This is a genomic window from Nocardiopsis sp. NPDC006832, assembly GCF_040635885.1.
In the GTDB taxonomy this organism is placed as follows: Bacteria; Actinomycetota; Actinomycetes; order Streptosporangiales; family Streptosporangiaceae; genus Nocardiopsis.
Genome location: NZ_JBEYLC010000022.1, coordinates 1 through 17,793 on the forward strand (window position 1 = coordinate 1; position 17,793 = coordinate 17,793).

The 17,793-nt window shown below is 69.2% G+C and carries 11 protein-coding genes and 1 pseudogene; 8 read left to right on the forward strand and 4 right to left on the reverse strand.

From position 1 onward, the window contains the following. On the forward strand, positions 1–2,305 hold a 2,305-nt coding region (locus ABZ717_RS12910; RefSeq protein WP_358508887.1), incomplete at its 5' end, for a type I restriction endonuclease subunit R. A gap of 55 nt (positions 2,306–2,360) precedes the next feature. Here the strand turns inward: ABZ717_RS12910 and ABZ717_RS12915 are convergent. After that, positions 2,361–2,717, reverse strand: coding sequence for a hypothetical protein (locus ABZ717_RS12915; protein ID WP_358508889.1), 357 nt, complete (start codon positions 2,715–2,717; stop codon positions 2,361–2,363). Between the two features lie 324 nt (positions 2,718–3,041). Here ABZ717_RS12915 and ABZ717_RS12920 point away from each other — a divergent pair. From ABZ717_RS12920 to ABZ717_RS12935, 4 genes and pseudogenes are all read left to right on the forward strand, one after another. Beyond that, positions 3,042–3,467, forward strand: a pseudogene (locus tag ABZ717_RS12920) (RNA methyltransferase); the annotation flags it as partial. A gap of 66 nt (positions 3,468–3,533) precedes the next feature. Then, positions 3,534–4,451: a 2-hydroxyacid dehydrogenase gene (locus tag ABZ717_RS12925; protein ID WP_358508891.1), complete on the forward strand. Its 918-nt coding sequence runs from the start codon at positions 3,534–3,536 to the stop codon at positions 4,449–4,451. A gap of 97 nt (positions 4,452–4,548) precedes the next feature. Next, positions 4,549–6,240: a bifunctional 3'-5' exonuclease/DNA polymerase gene (locus ABZ717_RS12930; protein WP_358508893.1), complete on the forward strand. Its 1,692-nt coding sequence runs from the start codon at positions 4,549–4,551 to the stop codon at positions 6,238–6,240. Between the two features lie 193 nt (positions 6,241–6,433). Continuing rightward, positions 6,434–7,657, forward strand: a complete 1,224-nt coding sequence (locus ABZ717_RS12935; RefSeq protein ID WP_358508894.1) for a C40 family peptidase — start codon at positions 6,434–6,436, stop codon at positions 7,655–7,657. A 520-nt stretch (positions 7,658–8,177) separates the two neighbouring features. Here ABZ717_RS12935 and ABZ717_RS12940 read toward each other — a convergent pair. Together ABZ717_RS12940 and ABZ717_RS12945 are read right to left on the reverse strand one after the other, a co-directional pair. After that, complete coding sequence (locus ABZ717_RS12940) at positions 8,178–10,004, reverse strand: gamma-glutamyltransferase family protein (RefSeq protein WP_358508896.1); 1,827 nt, start codon at positions 10,002–10,004, stop codon at positions 8,178–8,180. A 508-nt stretch (positions 10,005–10,512) separates the two neighbouring features. Beyond that, positions 10,513–11,919: a hypothetical protein gene (locus ABZ717_RS12945; RefSeq protein WP_358508898.1), complete on the reverse strand. Its 1,407-nt coding sequence runs from the start codon at positions 11,917–11,919 to the stop codon at positions 10,513–10,515. A 300-nt stretch (positions 11,920–12,219) separates the two neighbouring features. On the opposite strand from ABZ717_RS12945, the gene ABZ717_RS12950 reads away from it, so the two are divergent. Together ABZ717_RS12950 and ABZ717_RS12955 are read left to right on the forward strand one after the other, a co-directional pair. Continuing rightward, on the forward strand, positions 12,220–13,185 hold the full coding sequence (locus tag ABZ717_RS12950) for a glycerophosphodiester phosphodiesterase family protein (RefSeq protein WP_358508900.1): 966 nt from the start codon (positions 12,220–12,222) through the stop codon (positions 13,183–13,185). Positions 13,186–13,289: 104 nt separating this feature from the next. Continuing rightward, entirely contained in the window at positions 13,290–14,543 is a 1,254-nt protein-coding gene (locus ABZ717_RS12955; protein WP_358508902.1) for an alanine racemase, read from the forward strand. 309 nt (positions 14,544–14,852) lie between these two features. On the opposite strand, the gene ABZ717_RS12960 is transcribed toward ABZ717_RS12955, so the two are convergent. Beyond that, positions 14,853–16,451: a beta-N-acetylhexosaminidase gene (locus ABZ717_RS12960; protein WP_358508904.1), complete on the reverse strand. Its 1,599-nt coding sequence runs from the start codon at positions 16,449–16,451 to the stop codon at positions 14,853–14,855. 445 nt (positions 16,452–16,896) lie between these two features. Between ABZ717_RS12960 and ABZ717_RS12965 the strand changes: the two genes are divergently transcribed. Then, positions 16,897–17,790: a DMT family transporter gene (locus ABZ717_RS12965; RefSeq protein ID WP_358508906.1), complete on the forward strand. Its 894-nt coding sequence runs from the start codon at positions 16,897–16,899 to the stop codon at positions 17,788–17,790. Positions 17,791–17,793 lie beyond the last annotated feature (3 nt).

Genomic DNA, 17,793 nt, shown 5'->3' on the forward strand with positions numbered 1-17,793 from the left:
CTTCTTTGCGAAGCACTCGCTGTTGAACATCCTGACGAAGTACTGCGTGCTCACCGCGGATCGGGACCTGCTGGTGATGCGGCCGTACCAGATCGTCGCGACCGAGCGGATCCTGCAGAAGATCCAGATCTCGACGAACTACAAGACGCTCGGCACACTCGATGCCGGAGGATACGTCTGGCACACTACTGGTTCGGGTAAGACGCTCACTTCGTTCAAGGCAGCGCAGCTCGCATCGAAGATGCCGAGTGTGGACAAGGTGCTGTTCGTCGTGGACCGCAAGGACCTCGACTACCAGACGATGCGTGAGTACGACCGGTTCGAGAAGGGCGCGGCGAACTCGAACACGTCGACGGCGGTGCTGAAGAAGCAACTGGAGGATCCAGGTGCGCGGATCATCATCACGACGATCCAGAAGCTGTCGACGTTCATCAAGGCGAACAAGGGCCACGAGGTCTTCTCGGGCCACGCGGTGATCATCTTCGATGAGTGCCACCGGTCGCAGTTCGGCGACATGCACACCGACATCACGCGCGCGTTCAAGAAGTACAACCTGTTCGGGTTCACTGGGACGCCGATCTTCGCCGCGAACGCCGGCAGCGGTGGCAACCCTCAGTTGCGCACTACGGAGCAGGCGTTCGGCGACAAGCTGCACACGTACACGATCGTCGACGCCATCACGGACAAGAACGTGCTGCCGTTCCGGATCGACTACATCAACACCATTAAGGTCGGGAATCCCGACGACTCACAGGTGTCAGCGATTGACCGTGAGCGAGCTCTTCTGGACGTGCGTCGTATCCGGGACGTCGTGGCGTACACCCTGGAGCACTTCGATCAGAAGACGAAGCGTTCGTCGAGTTACGAGCACGGAGTCGTGACGAACGTCGCCGACTCGGTGCGGGGCCGGCGTCAGGCGGCGGCACTCAAGGAGCGGAAACGAGTTCGCGGATTCAACGCGCTGTTCGCTACCGCGTCGATCGACGCCGCGCGCCGTTACTACAACCAGTTCCAGCTGCAGATGGAGGAGCTGCCACCGGACAAGCGGCTGAAGGTCGGCTTGATCTTCAGCTACGGTGCGAACGAGGCCGAAGCCGACGGAATCCTCGATGATGAAGCGTTTGACACCGATGCGCTCGACCTGGACTCGCGCTCGTTCCTGGAAGACGCGATCCAGGACTACAACGACATGTTCGGGACCAGCTACGACACGAGCGCGGACCGGTTCCAGAACTACTACAAGGACCTGTCGCAGCGGATGAAGAACCGCGAGATCGACCTGGTCATCGTGGTGAACATGTTCCTCACCGGTTTCGACGCGACGACGCTGAACACGCTGTTCGTCGACAAGAACCTGCGCGCGCACGGCCTGATCCAGGCGTACTCGCGCACGAACCGCATCCTCAACTCGGTGAAGACCTATGGCAACATCGTCGCCTTCCGCGATCTCGAGGAGGAGACCAACGCCGCGTTGGAGCTGTTCGGCAACAAGGATGCCCGCGGCGTCGTCCTGCTGAAACCGTACGGCGACTACTACGGCGAGTATGTCGACAAGGTCACCGAACTGCTCACGCACTTCCCGATCGGGCAGCAGATCGTGGGGGAGCAGGCGCAAAAGGACTTCATCCAGCTGTTCGGCGCGATCCTGCGGCTGCAGAACATCCTCACGTCCTTCGACGACTTCGACGGCAACGACCCGCTCACCGAGCGACAGCGTCAGGACTACACCAGCATCTACCTGCGGCTCCGCGATGAGTTCACGCGCGATCGTGACGGCGACAGAGAAGTCATCAACGAGGACGTCGTGTTCGAGATCGAGCTCGTCAAGCAGGTCGAGATCAACGTCGACTACATCCTCATGCTCGTCGAGAAGCTCCGCGCCGAGAAGGGCGACGGAGACGACAAGGAAGTCCGCGCCGAGATCACCCGCGCCGTCGACGCGAGCCCGACCCTGCGCAGCAAGCGCGACCTCGTCGAGGACTTCGTCGAGTCGGTGTCGCTGCAGGGCGCGGTCGATGAGCAGTGGCAGGCGTATATCTCCGCGAAGCGAGAGGCCGAGCTTCAAGAGCTCATCGAAACGCACAAGCTCAAGCTGGAGCAGACGCGGTCGTTCGTGGATGCCGCGTTCCGGGACGGCCAGCTGCGCACAGCGGGCACCGAGATCACCCGCATCCTGCCACCCGTGTCGCGGTTCAACCGCGAGTCCAACCATGGCGACAAGAAGAAGCGGGTCATCGAAGCGCTCTCCAGGTTCTTCGAGCGGTTCCGGGGACTTGCCACTGGGGGTGGGGAGCCTGGGGACTGAGGTCAGCACGAAGGGCGCTGGCGGCACAGCCGCTCACGCGCCACAATCTGCGCATTCAGCCAGGCACGCAAGGGTGCGGCATGTTCGAGCATCTCGGCCTGGCCGTTCGACCGCGCACCGCTTCGGCCACGGCCGTCTTGATCCGCGCGGCCAGATCGTCGACGAGTTGCTGGCACAGCGCGATCCCAGCCGCACCGTCCTGCTCTTGCCGGCACTCGGACAAGCGTGCCTCGTCGATCGGGATCCGCTTGGCGAATCCACGAGTGGTGCTGACCTCGATGTATGCGCCGGTCTCACCGGGCCCGTCGGCTCCCAGCCGCATCTTCACAGGAGTATCCCACGGGACGTCGGACGTCTGCATCGCCGCGTTGCCGAAGTTGGACGCGCTCGTGTTGAACGGGCTGCTGATCATCAATGCCCCTCCTTCCTCGAATGCTCGGCGATCTCGCAGTGTGGCACCGTTCGGCGAAACCACCACCTCGCTCGGTGTGTCCAACGTTCCAATCTACATTGCAGGACCGCCCGCATCCCCGTCAGCACGCTACCTGGACAAGTGCCGGAGCCGTCTCGATCTCATCGCAGTTCGGCGCTTCGGCATCCTCACTCACTGCGATACAAAAGCCAGAGTCGTCGCTATCGGTATGATCTATCCAATTGCTCATGCGATAAGCGCTTATGCCGTTGTGCCTGGTCAGGCGCGGTTTCCTTGCAGCCGATCGTAGCCGGACAACACATCAACGTCGGCGCGATCTTCCGCAGCGCCGCCGGGCTGGGGGTGGACGCGGTCGTCCTCGCGCCCCGCTGCGCGGACCCGCTGTACCGACGTTCGGTGAAGGTCTCCATGGGCGCGGTCTTCACCCTGCCCCACACCCGCATGGACGACTGGTACGGCGGGTTGGACACCCTGCGCGAGTCAGGGTTCGACCTCATGGCGCTCACCCCGGGGGAGGGGTCCGTGCCGATGGGGGAGGCGATGGACCGCCTCGCGCCCGACGCCAAGGTGGGGTTGTTGTTGGGGACCGAGGGCGACGGGTTGTCCTCGCGCTGGTTGGAGCGGGCCACCTCACGCGTGCACATCCCGATGACCGACCGCGACGTCGACTCCCTCAACGTCACCGCGGCCGCCGCCATCGCCTGTTACGAGCTCGGACGTCCCCGGTGAGCCTCGGCCGACGCGGCGCTAGGGTGGCGCCTGACACGGACGGCCACGGCAGGGAGGACGCACGACATGGGCGGCCGAGCACTGGTGCAGTGGGAGCAGAACCGGGACAACGCGCCCGACGGGCTCCACGTCGATCTCTACGCGGGAGGACCGGCACCGGCGGAAACGAAGGAGGTCACCTTCTACCAGGTGCCCTACGCCCCCTCCACCCAGGGAGTGGACGAACGGCTGGAGATCATCGATCGGATGCCGCGGCTGCGCGTCCTGCAACTGGTCTCCGCCGGCTACGACCAGGTACTGGGACTGATTCCCGACCACGTCACCCTGTGCAACGGGCGGGGGCTGCACGACGCCGCCACCGCCGAACACGCGCTCGCGCTCATCCTCGCCGCCCAACGCGAACTACCTCGTTGGGCCATCGACCAGCGCGAACACCGGTGGGCTCCCGCGCCCCAGCGGTCACTGGCGGACTCCCGGGTGATGATCGTCGGCTACGGCAGCATCGGTAAGGCCATCGAACGGCGGCTGCTGCCGTTCGAGACCGAGGTGGTGCGGGTGGCGAGCCGCCCTCGCCCGGAGGAGGACGTCCACTGCGTCGAGGAACTGCCCGCGCTCCTGCCGGGAGTCGACATCGTCGTGCTGGTCACCCCGCTCAGCGAGGCCACCCGGGGCCTGTTCGGCACCCGTGAGTTCGCCCTGCTGCGTGACGACGCGCTCGTGGTCAACGTGGGCCGCGGCGCGGTACTCGACACCGACGCCCTGCTCGCCCAGAACGGCCGGGTGCGCGCCGCCCTGGACGTGACCGACCCCGAACCGCTGCCCGTCGACCACCCGCTCTGGGAGGCGCCCGGCGTGTACTTCACCCCGCACGTGGCCGGTGGCTCGACCGCGTTCTATCCGCGGGCACGCGCGTTCATGGACTCCCAACTGGCCCGATGGGCCGCGGGGGAGCCCCTGGCCAACGTCGTCCGCCCCGGCCGTTAGCGCAAAACCGCACCGGGCCCCGCCCTCTCCGGAAACGGCCACGAACGAACACGCGTGGATTCGTCCGATTGTCATACCTGCGGGGAAGGATGTGGGTATGCGGATCGCGGTGGTCGCAGACGGGGAGGGCGGCGGCCGGTTGAGGGAGCTCGACGGCTCCTCACCGGTCGGGCCCGCCCGACGCGTGGCCGACCTCGTCGCCGAGATCCGGGAGATCGAGACGGGTTCCACCGAACCCCCGCGCTGGGTCTGGGCCCGCACCGAGGACGTCTACCCCGAACTGGTCCGGGCCGGGGTGCGGGTGCGCCGCTGCCACGACGTCGAACACACCGAGGCGCTGCTGCTGGGCCACGCCGCCCGCCACTACGAACCCCACTCGCTCGGGGCCGCCTGGGCGCGACTGCGCGACCTTCCGGTGCCCGACGACCCCGTCCGGCCACTGGGGGAGGGCGCCGCCGCCCAACCCGCCCTGTTCGAGGCGGACCGGTCCACCCTGCCACCGGGCACCGACCGGCTCGACGCCCTCGTGGAGGTCCACCGTGACCAGGGCGAACGCATCGGTGAGCTGCTCGCCCCCGATCGCTTCTCCCTGCTGGTGGCGGTGGAGTCGGCCGGGGCCCTGGCCGCGGTGGAGATGAGCCACGACGGACTGCCCTGGCGCCCCGACGAACACGACCGAATCCTCACCGAGCTCCTCGGCCCCCGGCCGACCGGCGGAGGGCGCCCGCGCGTCCTGGCCGACCTGGCCGAACGGATCGGCGAGGTGGTCGGACACGACGTCAACCCCGATTCCCCGGCCCAGGTCATGCGGGCCATGGCGTGGATCGGACATCCGGTCGAGTCCACCCGTTCCTGGGTGCTGGAACGCGTCGACCACCCCGTGGTCCCCCTGCTGCTGCGGTACAAGGAACTCGCCCGGCTGTATTCGGCCAACGGGTGGACCTGGCTGGAGACCTGGGTCAGGGAACTCAAGACGGGGGGAGAGGGCCCGCGGCTGGGTCGTTTCCAACCCGACTACGTGATCGGCGGGGTCGTCTCCGGTCGGTGGGCCACCAGGGGCGGCGGCGCACTGCAGATCCCCAAGGCGGTCCGTGGCGCGGTGCGTTCCGATCCCGGCTGGGTGCTGGTGCGCGCCGACGCGGGCCAACTCGAACCACGTGTCCTGGCCGCGCTCTCCCACGACGACGCCCTCGCGGCGGCCGCGGCCGAGGAGGACCTGTACGCGAGCCTGGCCGACCAGGTGGGCGGGGACCGAGAACGCGCCAAGATCGGCCTGCTCGCCGCCATGTACGGGCAGACGTCCGGAGACGCCGCGCCCCTGCTCGCCACGATGCGCCGCCTCTATCCCCGGGCCCTGGACCACGTCGACGCCGCGGCGCGCACCGGGGAGGGCGGAGGCATCGTCCGTTCCTGGCTGGGGCGCACCTCCCCGCCACCGCGCGGCTGGGCGGCCACGGTCGCCGCGCCGGACGGCGATGGTCGAAGACGCGCCCACGGCCGCTTCACCCGCAACTTCGTCGTGCAGGCCACCGCCGCCGAATGGGCGTTGGTCCTGTTGGCGGCCCTGCGCCAGGAACTACGAGACCATCTTCCGAACATGCCGGAGGGCGGCGGGATCGTCTTCTTCGTGCACGACGAAGTGGTCTTGCACGTGCCCGATGACCTGGCCGAAGAGACCGTCCGAGCCGTCCGCAGAGCCGAGACCCGCACCCGGGAAATCCTCTTCGGTGATTCCCCGGTCCGTTTCCCGTTCGACCTGTCCGTGACGGATCGGTACGACCATCCCTGACCAGGAGCGAAGGCGGCACTCGTTCAGGAAACGGTCATTCGGCGGAAAGGTAGCCGTCCGATATCGGACGGCGTGGACTTCTTGCAAACAAACCCCTGGGCGCCCATTCTTGGATCGGTACACGCAACCAAAGGCCGTGCGCCGCAGCGGTCACCCCCGCCCGCCGCGGTCACAGAAAGGGTGATGACCCCCCGTGCGGAAACGGCTCAGAACATGTGCGGGAACAACGGCCGCTTTCGCGGTCGCCTTCACCGCCTTCGGGGCGACCCCCGCGATGGCCGAACCCGTGGTCGAGGAACGCCCCTCCCTCGCCGACCAGTCGGCCCACGACGTGGCACCCCCCACCGACGCGGAACCCAGCGGGGCCCGACCCCGGTCCCAGGCCCAACAGGACGGTTCGCGCGGCGATGACACCACGGCGGCGGCCTCCCCCGACATCGCGGACGTCGACGAACTCCGCCGCGACACCTACGTCGCGCCCTTCCGTGAAGCGCGCTCGGTCGAGTACATCGCCGTCGCCCCCCGGACGCTGCCCTCCGAGGTCGTCGACGAGATCCGCGGCATCGACGGCGTCGACCACGTCCTGACCGTCGACGCCGCGCGCGTGGAGGTCGACGGCGAGGCCACGTCGGTGATGGGCGTGCAGCCCTCCACCTTCCGCAACCACGCCCCCGAACCCTCCGCCGAGTCCGACGAGATCTGGCAGGGCGTCGCGGAGGGCCACATCGCCCTGTCCAACGACGTGGGCAAGGAACGCGAACTAGAGGTCGGTGGCGAGGTCACCGTCGCCGGCGGCAACGGCGAGGTCCCCATGGAGGTGTGGACGCACGCCACCTCCGGCATCGCCGGGATCGACGCCCTCGTCTCCCGCGACCAGGCCCGAGAACTCGGCATGCCCGAGGGCAACGCCCTGGTGATCTCGGCGGCCGACGCCGACCTGTGGGAGTTGCACGAGGCCCTGGAGGAGGCCCTCGGCGAGGACGCCCAGCTCCAGCTGATCGCCGACGTCCCCGAACCCCTCGACGATGGCGAGGCCGTGCCGACCACGGTCGTCGAACAGGTCATCGCCAACGCCGAGACGCAGTTGGGTGTTCCCTACGTCTGGGGCGGCACCACCCCCGACGTCGGCTTCGACTGCTCCGGTCTGCTCCAGTGGGCCTTCCAGGAGGCGGGGGTGTCGATCCCCCGGGTCACCCACGACCAGTGGAACGCCGGCAGCAAGGTGGAGTGGGACGACCTCGAACGCGGAGACCTGCTGTTCTGGCGTTCGGACCCGACCGCTCCCGACTACATCTCGCACGTGGCCATCTACCTGGGCGACGGACAGATGTTGGAGGCTCCGCGCACCGGCCTGAACGTGCACGTCACGCCGGTCCGGACCAACAACTACGCGGGCGCGGTGCGAGTCCACGCCTGAGCCCTCACCCTTGGGTGACGGGAAGAGCGAACGCCGACCCGGTCGGGCCCCGAGCCCGGCCGGGTCTTCGCTGTCCGAAACCGATCCGACCGCACCGATCGCCGCACCGACCGCGAGAATGACGATGGGCCGTGGTGTCACCGAATCGGTGACACCACGGCCCATCGCTCTCCGAGTCCGAAGAACCGCCGGGAGGGGAAGGCAGATCTCGGTCTGGAGGGGGAACAGGGCCGTCGCTGAGGGAGGGGGAGACAGCGAAACCGACCCTGTCGGGTGGTATGGAGTTGTCGCGGCGCACTCGACCGTATCGTCCGGGAGCGCACCCCGCACAAGGTCTAGATAAGCAGCGACCGGTCGATTTGGCAAGAGGTTGGATCAAGGCATGCATGGTGGTGCAACGGTGCCCTAAGTCCCATCCCGTTCAATCGTGTGCGAATTCCGTACGCTTTCGTCTGCCTTGGATGTCGGGGGTGATCTCCGGGTCGGGGCGGAGCCGCCCCGACCACCTCCGACCAGGCGATCAACGCCCGGCGGCGTACCCCTGGCCCCCTCGGGCGTCGGCGGCGGCGCGCAGTTCACCGGTCTCCGGGTCGCGGGCCACGGCCGCGAGCCGACCCAGCGACCACGGCTCCACGACCCGCACCGTGTGGCCGCGTCGACGCAGCTCCGCGATGGTCTCCTCGCCCACACCCGGCTCGACCACCAGGTCGCCGGACAGCGTCTCCCTCGGGTGGAAGGAGCTGGGGAAGGCGTTGGTGTGGAACATCGGGGTGTCCAGGGCCTCCTGCAGGTCGGTGGCCCCGTTGAGGATCCGCATCAGTGCGGTGGTCGTCCACTGGTCCTGCTGGTCGCCGCCGGGCGTGCCGATGGCCAGCACCGCCTGCCCGTCGTCCCTGGTGACCAGGGTGGGCGACAGGGTGGTGCGGGGGCGCCTGCGCGGGGCCGCCGCGTTGGGCGAGGCCGGGTCGAGCCAGAACATCTGCGCGCGGGTGCCCAAGGGGAAGCCGAGGTCGGGGATGACGGGGGAGCTGCTCAGCCAGCCACCGCTCGGCGTCGCCGAGACCATGTTCCCGTCGGCGTCCACCACGTCGAGGTGGCAGGTGTCCCCGCGCTGGTCGGAGGGGGCGATGCCGGGGGTGTCGCGTACGGTCGGCTCCCCGGTGGTGCGGTCGCCGGGGGTGTCGTCGGCCAGGAACAGCGGTGGGACGAAGGGGGAACGACCACCGGGTGAGCCGGGGCGCAGGTCCATGGCGACACGTGCGTCGTCGACGATTCGGGCGCGTTCGGCGGCGTAGGCCGGGCTCAGGAGCTCCTTGAGGGGCACGTCGGTGTGGTCGGGATCGCCGTACCAGGCCTCGCGGTCGGCGAAGGCGAGCTTGGCGATCTCGGTGACCCGGTGCACGAAGTCGGCGTCGACACCGGCGTCCGCGCCGAAGACCCCGTCCCGGCGCAGGTCGGCGTCCACACCGAGCGCCTCGGCCAGCCGGAGCTGCTGCAACATGGCGGGTCCCTGGCCCCAGGGTCCGGTCTTGTGCACCGTGTGGGCGCCGTGGGTGACGGTGGAGGTGTCCTCGTAGTGGGCGCTCCAGTCGGCCATGTCGGCGGCGGTCAGCAGTCCCTGCTCGGGCTCTCCGTGGCCGTTGGGGACGGGAGCGGCCAAGAAGGCGCCCACGGCCTCGGCGACGAACCCCTGGGCCCAGGAACGGCGGGCCGTCTCGATCTGCGCCTCGCGGTCACCGCCTCCCCGCTCGGCGTCCTCGACGATCCGCCGATAGGTGGCGGCCAGAGCCGGGTTGCGCAGCCGGGAACCGGCGGCGGGGGCGACGCCGTGCGGCAGGTACACGCCGGCCGAACCCGCCCAGTGCTCGGCGAAGACCGGCCTCAGGTTCTCGATCACGGACGCGATGCGCGGCAGGACGGGGTAGCCGCGTTCGGCCAGGCCGACGGCGTGTTCGAGGACCTGGCGGACCGACATCGTGCCGTGGTCGCGCAGCAGCAGCATCCAGGCGTCGAAGGCCCCGGGGACGGTGGCGGCCAGGACACCGCTGCCGGGGATGCGATCCATTCCGGCGAACGCCTCGATGCTCGTGGCGGCGGGGGAGACGCCTTGGCCGCACAGCACCCGCGGCGCGCTGCCCACGGCCTGGAAGATCACCGGGACCTCGCCGCCCGGGCCGTTCAGGTGGGGCTCGACGACCTGCAGGGTGAAGCCGGTGGCCACCGCCGCGTCGAAGGCGTTGCCCCCGCGTTCGAGGACGGACATGCCGGCGGCGCTGGCCAGCCAGTGCGTGGAGGCGACCATGCCGAAGTCGCCGCGCAGCTGAGGTCGTGTGGTGAATCCGGGCATGCGTTCGTCCTCCTGCGGATGGGAAGGCGGGGTGGGGCCGGGCCGGGATGGGGCACGGCGGGGGTCACACCGCGACGGGGGTCGTGCCATCGGGTGGAGACGTCGTCGAACGTGGGTGACGGTACAGCATGGCAGGCCGCGAATGTCGGGGGTTCAGGTGATTCGGGCCCAATGGCCTCAGTTTCGGGTTTCCTTCCCCTCTCTCCCGAAAGGCGACGAGGAAGGTGGTCCCAGGGTGTCCGGTGCGATACGCACGGTGTCGGGGGATGGATTCCGGGTGGGGTTGCGGGGGTGCACGCACGGGGCCGAGGGGGTGTGAGCCGGCGCGGTGGGGTCGCGAGGGGCGGAAAGGGGTCGCCCGGATTTCGCTCCGAGGCCGTTCGTGATATGTGCGGGCCGAAAAAGAACCCGGGGCCGGTGGATGCGGGCACCGGCCCCGGGTCGTATCCGTGGCGGGGAGCCTGGGCTCCGCTCGCCGCGCGCCGCCCCGCTTAAGGGGCGCGCTCCGTCAGGAGTTCTCGGCGGGGATGCTCCAGGGCAGGGAGTTCCACAGCTCTTCCCACTCCTCGGCGTCGACCGGGTCCTCGACGTCGACGGAGGCGGCGTCGGCCTCGGCCGCCTCGGGTGCGTCGGAGGAGGCCTTCTCGGCCTCGTCGATCGCGCCGGCCATGGCCTTGTTGGCCTCCTCGACCAGCTCGCCGATCAGGTCCGAGACCTCGGAGAGGCCGTCCTCGACCTCGTCGCGTTCCAGGCCGAGGCTCTCGGCGCAGGCGTCGGTCGAGGCGACCTTGTCGTCCTCGTCGCCGTAGTACCAGACGGTGGCCAGGAGACGGTCGAGTTCGGCGTCGTCGAGGTCGCCCCCGCTCACGGCCTGCTCGACGAACTCCTGACTGCCCGGGGCCATCTGCTCTTGGTCCAGCCCGGTGGAGGCGGACTCGAAGTCCACGAAGTGCTCGACCAGGCAGGTCTTGACCTCACGGGAGGTGGGGGCCGCGGGCTGGTCGGCCTCCTGGGCCTCTTCCGCGTCCTCGACCGGGGTCTCGTCGGAGACCTGGTCGACCGGGGCCGCTTCGGTGGCCCCTTCCTCCTCGGCGCCCTCTTCCTGGGCGGGCTCCTCGTCGGTGGCGCCTTCCTCGGGCGCCTCGTTCTCGGGCGTCTGCGGGGTCACGTCGTCCGCGGGGGCCTCTTCCTCCGGAGTGTCCTCTTCCGGCGCCTCGTCCTCGGGGGCGTCCTCTTCCGGCGCCTCGTCCTCGGGAGCTTCCTCTTCCGGGGTCTCGTCCGCGGGGGCCTCGTCTGTGGGGGCCTCATCCTCAGGGGCCTCGTCCTGGGGAACCTCCTCGGCCTCTTCCTCCACCGCCTCCGGGTCCGACACCGCGGAGACCGACTCGGCCATCCGGATCAGCTCGTCGCTCTCCCAACGGTCGGGCTGGAGGTGCGTGGTGACCGCGACACCAGGACTCGCCAGCCAGAACAGGTCGCCGGTCTCCTCGGACAGGTAGGCGCCGTGCTCGAACCCCTCGCTCTCGGGGAGTTCCTCCAGGCTCGAATCCGCGAGGTGGCTGTACCGACTGCCCCTGAGATCGTCCAGTTCCTGGAGATCCTCTGAGCGCAGCACCGAGACCCGGCCGTAGAGCTGGTCGGGTCCCCGGACCCATGAGAGCTGCGAGCGGCTGTTGCCCTGGCGGTCGGTCGTGGAGGCGGCGTTGATCCCGTACCGGTCCAGGCCCGGCGGCAGGTAGGCGATCCGGTGTCCGTCGAGGCTGTAGGAGGAGACCCCTTGACTGACCACGGGCCAGCTGAGCGCCTCGGTTTCCTTGTCGTCCGCCGCGGCCGGGCCGGCGAGGCCCACCAGACCCGACGTGGAGATGGCGGCGGCACTGAACAGCGCGACCCACCTCGTGTGGTGCTTGCGCATGGGAGTTCCTTCCCGTCGACTACTACGTGTGATGATTTCAGGACTCTCGGTAGTTATCGAGAGTATTCGTGGTCAAAAATCAGACATGAAGTAGCCAAATGCATACATAGAGCGAGATTCGTCGGTCCGCTGGTGCAGTCCACCAGAAAATGGGCCGCGGATCACCGACTGCTCCGCGTACGGTCACCGACCGGTCACCAAGCGCGCTCACTCTGAGTGGGCAGTCGGCCAATCCACGCGTACATGGGAGGCCCGGTGCATCAGCGCATCGGTTTCGTTGTCGGAGCAGTCACGTTCTCGATGTCCGTCCTCGCGAGCCCGGCGCTCGCGGCCCCGTCCGCGCTCGTGGGAAGCGATCACGAGCCGATCGAAGTACAGCGCGTCCAGCAGGGCACGGCCACCCCACCACAGCAGACGGCGCCGACGCGCCCGCTCATCGCCGTCTCCCACCGAGGAGCCGCCGGCACCGCGCCGGAGAACACCCTCGCCGCCATCGACGAGGGGCACCGGCTCGGCGCGGAGACCGTGGAGATCGACGTCCAGCTCACCTCGGACGAGGAGATCGTGCTCATGCACGACACCACGTTGGAGCGCACCACCGACGTCACCGAGGTGTTCCCCGACCGGGCGCCCTACGACGTCGGCGACTTCACCCTGGAGGAGATCGAGCGCCTCGACGCCGGTTCCTCCTTCGACGAGGAGTTCGCCGGTGAACCCGTCCCGACCCTGCGCGAGGCCCTCGACCGACTCCAAGAGCACGGGATGAACCTGCTCCTGGAGGTCAAGGAACCCTCCCTGTACCCGGGAATCGAGCACCAGATCTCCGTCGAACTGGCGCGCGGCCCGCACTGGCTGGTGCCCAACGCGCCCGGCGAACCCCACCGACTCGTCGTCCAGAGCTTCGACTGGGAGTCCACCGAACACTCCAAGAGCCTGCTGCCGTCCGTGCCGCACGGCCTGCTCGGACAGGTCCCCAAGGATCGAATCGCCGACTACGACTGGGCGCAGATGATCAACCCCAACCACAACTCCATCGACGCCGACTACGTCGCGGCCGTCCAGGACGCCGGGTTGGAGATCATGCCGTACACGATCAACGAGGCCGACGGGATGCGGCGCGTCCTGGAGATGGGTGTGGACGGTTTCATCACCGACTTCCCCGAGACCGGGCAGCGGGCCATCGCGGAGTTCCTGCAGGGCCGCGCCGACCTGGCCGTCGACGAGGGGCCCCAAGACTCCGAAGAGTCCGTGGAGCTCGCGTCCTGAACCTTCCTGGGAAGGTTCGCCGATGGGATGATCGGTGACGAACCCGCCGGTGTCGGACGGTGCTCGCCGTCCGACACCGGGCCCGGCCACGGAGCGGAGACCACGTGAGTGAACGGCCGACCATCCCCACCGAGTACGTCGACTGGCGCACCAAGGGCCTGTGGTGGCCGGGGGAACCCGTCACCCTCGACGAGTTCGTCGCCCGCAAGGACCATCTCTTCGACGGCCCGTTCACCTGGCCGCTGATGGTGTTGCGCGCCTCGGCCCTGGACCGCAACGTCGCCGCGCTCGCCGACTTCACCCGCGATCGCGGGTTGCTGTTCGCCCCGCACGGCAAGACCGCCATGTCACCCCTGATCACCCGGCGCCAGCTCGACGCGGGCGCTTGGGGGATCACCGCGGCCACCGCGAACCAGGTACTGGACTTCCGCCGGTTCGGGGTCCGCCGGATCCTGCTCGCCAACGAACTGCTCGACCCGAAGGCGTTGCGCTGGGTGGCCGCCGAACTCGACTCCGACCCCGACTTCGAGTTCCTCCTCTACGTCGATTCACCGGAGGGCGTCGCCGTCGCCTCCCAGGCCGTCGCTCCCCACGCCACGCCGCGCGAGGGGGCACGACCGCTCCAGGTGTTGATCGAGCGTGGTGTCCCGGGCGGTCGTACCGGTTGCCGGACCCGAGAGGAGGTACTGGCCGTCGCCCGTGAGGTGGCGAGCGCCCCGGGTCTGGACGTGGCCGGAATCGCCGGTTACGAGGGGCCACTGGGCGACGCCGCGGGCGTACGAGGTTTCCTCGACGACCTCCTCGGTGACGCCGCCGCGCTGGCCGACGCACACGGCCCGACGCGCCCGGTGCTCTCGGTGGGCGGCAGCGCCTGGTTCGACCTGGTCGCGGAAACGCTGGGCGGGCGCGAGGACGTCCTACCGATCCTGCGTAGCGGCGCCTACGTCGCCCACGACGACGGCCTGTACCTGCGCACCACGCCCTACAACCGACTTCCCGAGGGGCCCGAGAGCCTCTCGGGCGCCCTCGAACTGTGGGCGCAGGTCACCTCGACCCCGGAAGAAGGGCTGGCGATCGCCGGCATGGGCCGCCGGGAGGCCAATCACGACCAGGGGTTCCCGATCCCTCGGGTGCTGCGCCGCGCCGATGGCACCGAGGTCCCGGCCGAGGGGGTGGAGGTGTTCGACCTCAACGATCACCACGCCTACCTGAGGGTTCCGAGCGGGTTGGGGGTGCGCCCGGGCGACCTGTTCTCCTTCGGTATCTCCCACCCCTGCACGGCCTTCGACCGGTGGCAGGTGATCCCGGTGGTCGATGACGACGACCGGGTGGTCGACGCGACCGCCACCTACTTCTAGGGCGTGTTCCGTGGATGCTTTCGGTTGGTTCGGCGCTTGCGCCGATCGACGCGAGCGGCCTCCAGGCAATCTCTCGCAAGACGAGGAGCGAAGGTCAGCCCGGGTTTGGCTGTCCGAGCGAAGTCGGCGCAGCGAGAGGCAGCCTGGTGGTCGCGAGCCCGGAATGATCCGCGGAACACGCCCTAGGGGCCTCCGCTCCTCCCCGTGGCGCGGCGGCGCCGGACGGAGGATCGGTGGCTTGGGAAGCAGCGTCCGGTGAGCCGGGATGAGGCTCTCGCGCCGACGATGGCGCGAGAGCCCAAGGATCCTTCAGCCCCAGCCCTGGACGCCGGGGCGGCCGTGCCAGGGGCGGGGGCCGTCCATCGGGCGGTACTCCACGCCCGCAGCGTCCAAGCGGCCGAGGTGATGCAGCAGCCGCGGCTCGAACTCGGCGTAGTCGCGCTCGTTGGTCGACCACACCTTCTCGGCGAACGCCGACAGGCGGGGGAAGACCATGTAGTCCAGACGCCGGGGCGTGTCGATGTGCTCGGTCCACAGGTTCACCTGGGCGCCCAGGACGTGCTCGGCCTCCTTCTCGGTGAGGTCGGCCGGCACGGGGTCGCCGGCGTACACGTCCTCCACCCGCAGCAGGGTGCCCACCGGCACCGGCTCGTCCGGGCTCTCGGACTGCTTGTAGTCCAGGTAGGAGGTGGCGGTGGGGGCCATGATGACGTCGTGTCCGGAGCGGGCGGCGTCGATCCCGCCCTCCTCGCCCCGCCAGGAGAGCACGGTCGCGCCCGGCGCCAGTCCTCCTTCGAGGATCTCGTCCCAGCCCAGCAGACGACGGCCGCGCTTGGTGAGGTGGGCGTCGAGTCGCCGGATGAACCAGCTCTGCAACTCGTCCTCGTCGGCCAGCCCCTCCTCGCGGATGCGCTGTTGGGCGGACTCGCTGTTCTTCCACTGGGTCTTGGGGCACTCGTCCCCGCCCACGTGGATGTAGGGGCTCGGGAACAGTTCGATGAGCTCGTCGAAGACGTTCTCGTAGAACTCGATCACGTGGTCGGTGACGGCCAGCACCTCGTCGAAGATGCCCCATCGGGTCCCCACCGGGATCTCGCCGACCTCGCCCAGCTCGGGGTAGGCGTGGATGGCGGCCTGGGAGTGGCCGGGCACGTCGATCTCCGGGACCACCGTGATGTGTCGCGCGGCGGCGTAGGCGACGATCTCGCGGATGTCGTCCTGGGTGAGGAAACCACCGTGCGGGCGCCCGTCGAACACCGGCGGCTTGGTCATGCCGACCTGGCTCTCGGTGCGCCAGGAACCCTTCTCGGTCAGCTTCGGGTAGCGGCGGATCTCGACCCGCCAGCCCTGGTCGTCGGTCAGGTGCAGGTGCAGCACGTTGAGTTTGTGCATCGCGAGGAGGTCGACGAACCGGAGGATCTCGCGTTTGGGCACGAAGTGTCGGGCGATGTCGAGCATGGCCCCGCGCCAGCGGAAGCGGGGGGAGTCGGTGACGCGCACGCAGGGCAGCCTCCACCTGCCGGTGGCCTCGCCCACGGGCGCGTCGCGGTAGGCGTCGACGGGCAGGAGTTGGCGCAGGGTCTGCGCCCCGTAGAAGACACCGGCGGGGTCGTGGCCGACGACGATGGCGCCCGCGGCGTCCACGATCAAGCGGTAGCCCTCCTCGCCCAGCCCGGCGGTGGGGTCCACGCTCAGTCGGATCCGCGCGTCCTGCTCGTGACCGACGGACAGGGGAAGCCCGGTCGCGGTGCCGAGTTCACGCCGCAGCCAGGTCAAGGTCGGGCCGGCGGCCTGGTCCGCGGAGATGTGGGTGTCGGTGTCGAGTACCAGGCCCTCCGGTCCGTCGGTGGTGACCTCGACGGGGCGGGGGAGGAGGGAGACGGGGGAGTTGCGGGGGTTGTCAGGCACGAGGCACTGCTCCTATCCGGTCTAGACCACTATCGGACATCCTGTCACGAATCCTCGCCGTGCCCCAAGGGTTCGGCGCCGAAAGGTCCCATAAATGATGCGGTGACGGATCCCCATACCGACTTTTGACCCGTGCGGACTCTTAGGGCACGGGCGATTGCGGCAGACGTAGGGACGAGGGGGCCGATGAACGCATCGCCGGAACGACAAGGCCCGCGGTCTACGGAAGGTGGGGGGCGCACCTATGGGGAGGGAGGGCCTGTACCACCTCCAAGACGGGGGTCGTCCTTATCGCCTGGCCACGACCCGGTCCGTACCCTCGTGAACGTATCCGGTTCCCGGAAGTGGGAACGGATGGAGGACACAGTGCCGGAGGAGACGGGATGCCGCCGATGACACCAGGGGCGCACGATGACGTCGCGCACCGACCGGGCCGGAGCCGCTGATGCTCTGGTCCGTGTTGATCGCGGTGGCGGGGGCCTTCAGCCTGGCGTTCGGCTCGGCCATGCAGGAGCGCGACGCCGTTCGGGCCCCCGGAGGGCGGGTCGCCCGAGCGGGTTTCCTCCTGCACCTGCTGCGCCAGCCCCGTTGGCTGCTGGGCAGCGGTGCGGCCGTGTTGGGTGCGACGCTGCACCTGATCGCCCTCAGTGGGGCGCCCCTGACCATCATCCAGCCCATCGGTGTGACGGGCCTGCTGTTCGCCATCGTGCTGTCGGCGTTGTTCAACCGACAACGGGTGCCCCTCTCGCAGATCCTGGCCGGGGCCGCCGTCATGGTGGGTCTGGTCGGTGTCCTGTGGTTGTTCCCGCACGGTGCTCAGAGCCCCGTGATGTCGACCGGGACCGCGCTGTGGCTGTCCGGGATCGTCATCGGCTCGGGCACCATCGTGTACGTCACCGCCCAGTGGATGCCCAGCAACGCACGCGCGCTCGCGCTCGCCCTGGCCGGCGGGGCGGCGCTGGGCACCACCTCCGGGTTGGCCCGGGTGGTGTCCGCCAACACCATGGCCGACCCGATCCACCTGTTCGGTTGGCTGACGGTGTTGGCCATCGTCACCGCGGTGTTCGGAGCCCTGCTGTTGCAGAACGCCTACCGCACCGGTCACTTCGCCGCCGCCTACGCCACCCTGCTCATCGCCGACCCGGTGGTCGGGGTGGGCATCGGCGTCCTCCTCCTGGGAGAAGGTGTGCCCGACACCCCGCTGACGGCCACCGCGGCCGCGCTCTTCGCCGTCCTGGCGGTCCTGGGCACGGTGATCCTGGCCCGTTCCCGCCACCGAAACCCGGAGGCCGTCCCCAACGCTCCCACGACCACCACCGCCCACGGCCGCTCCCACTGAGGC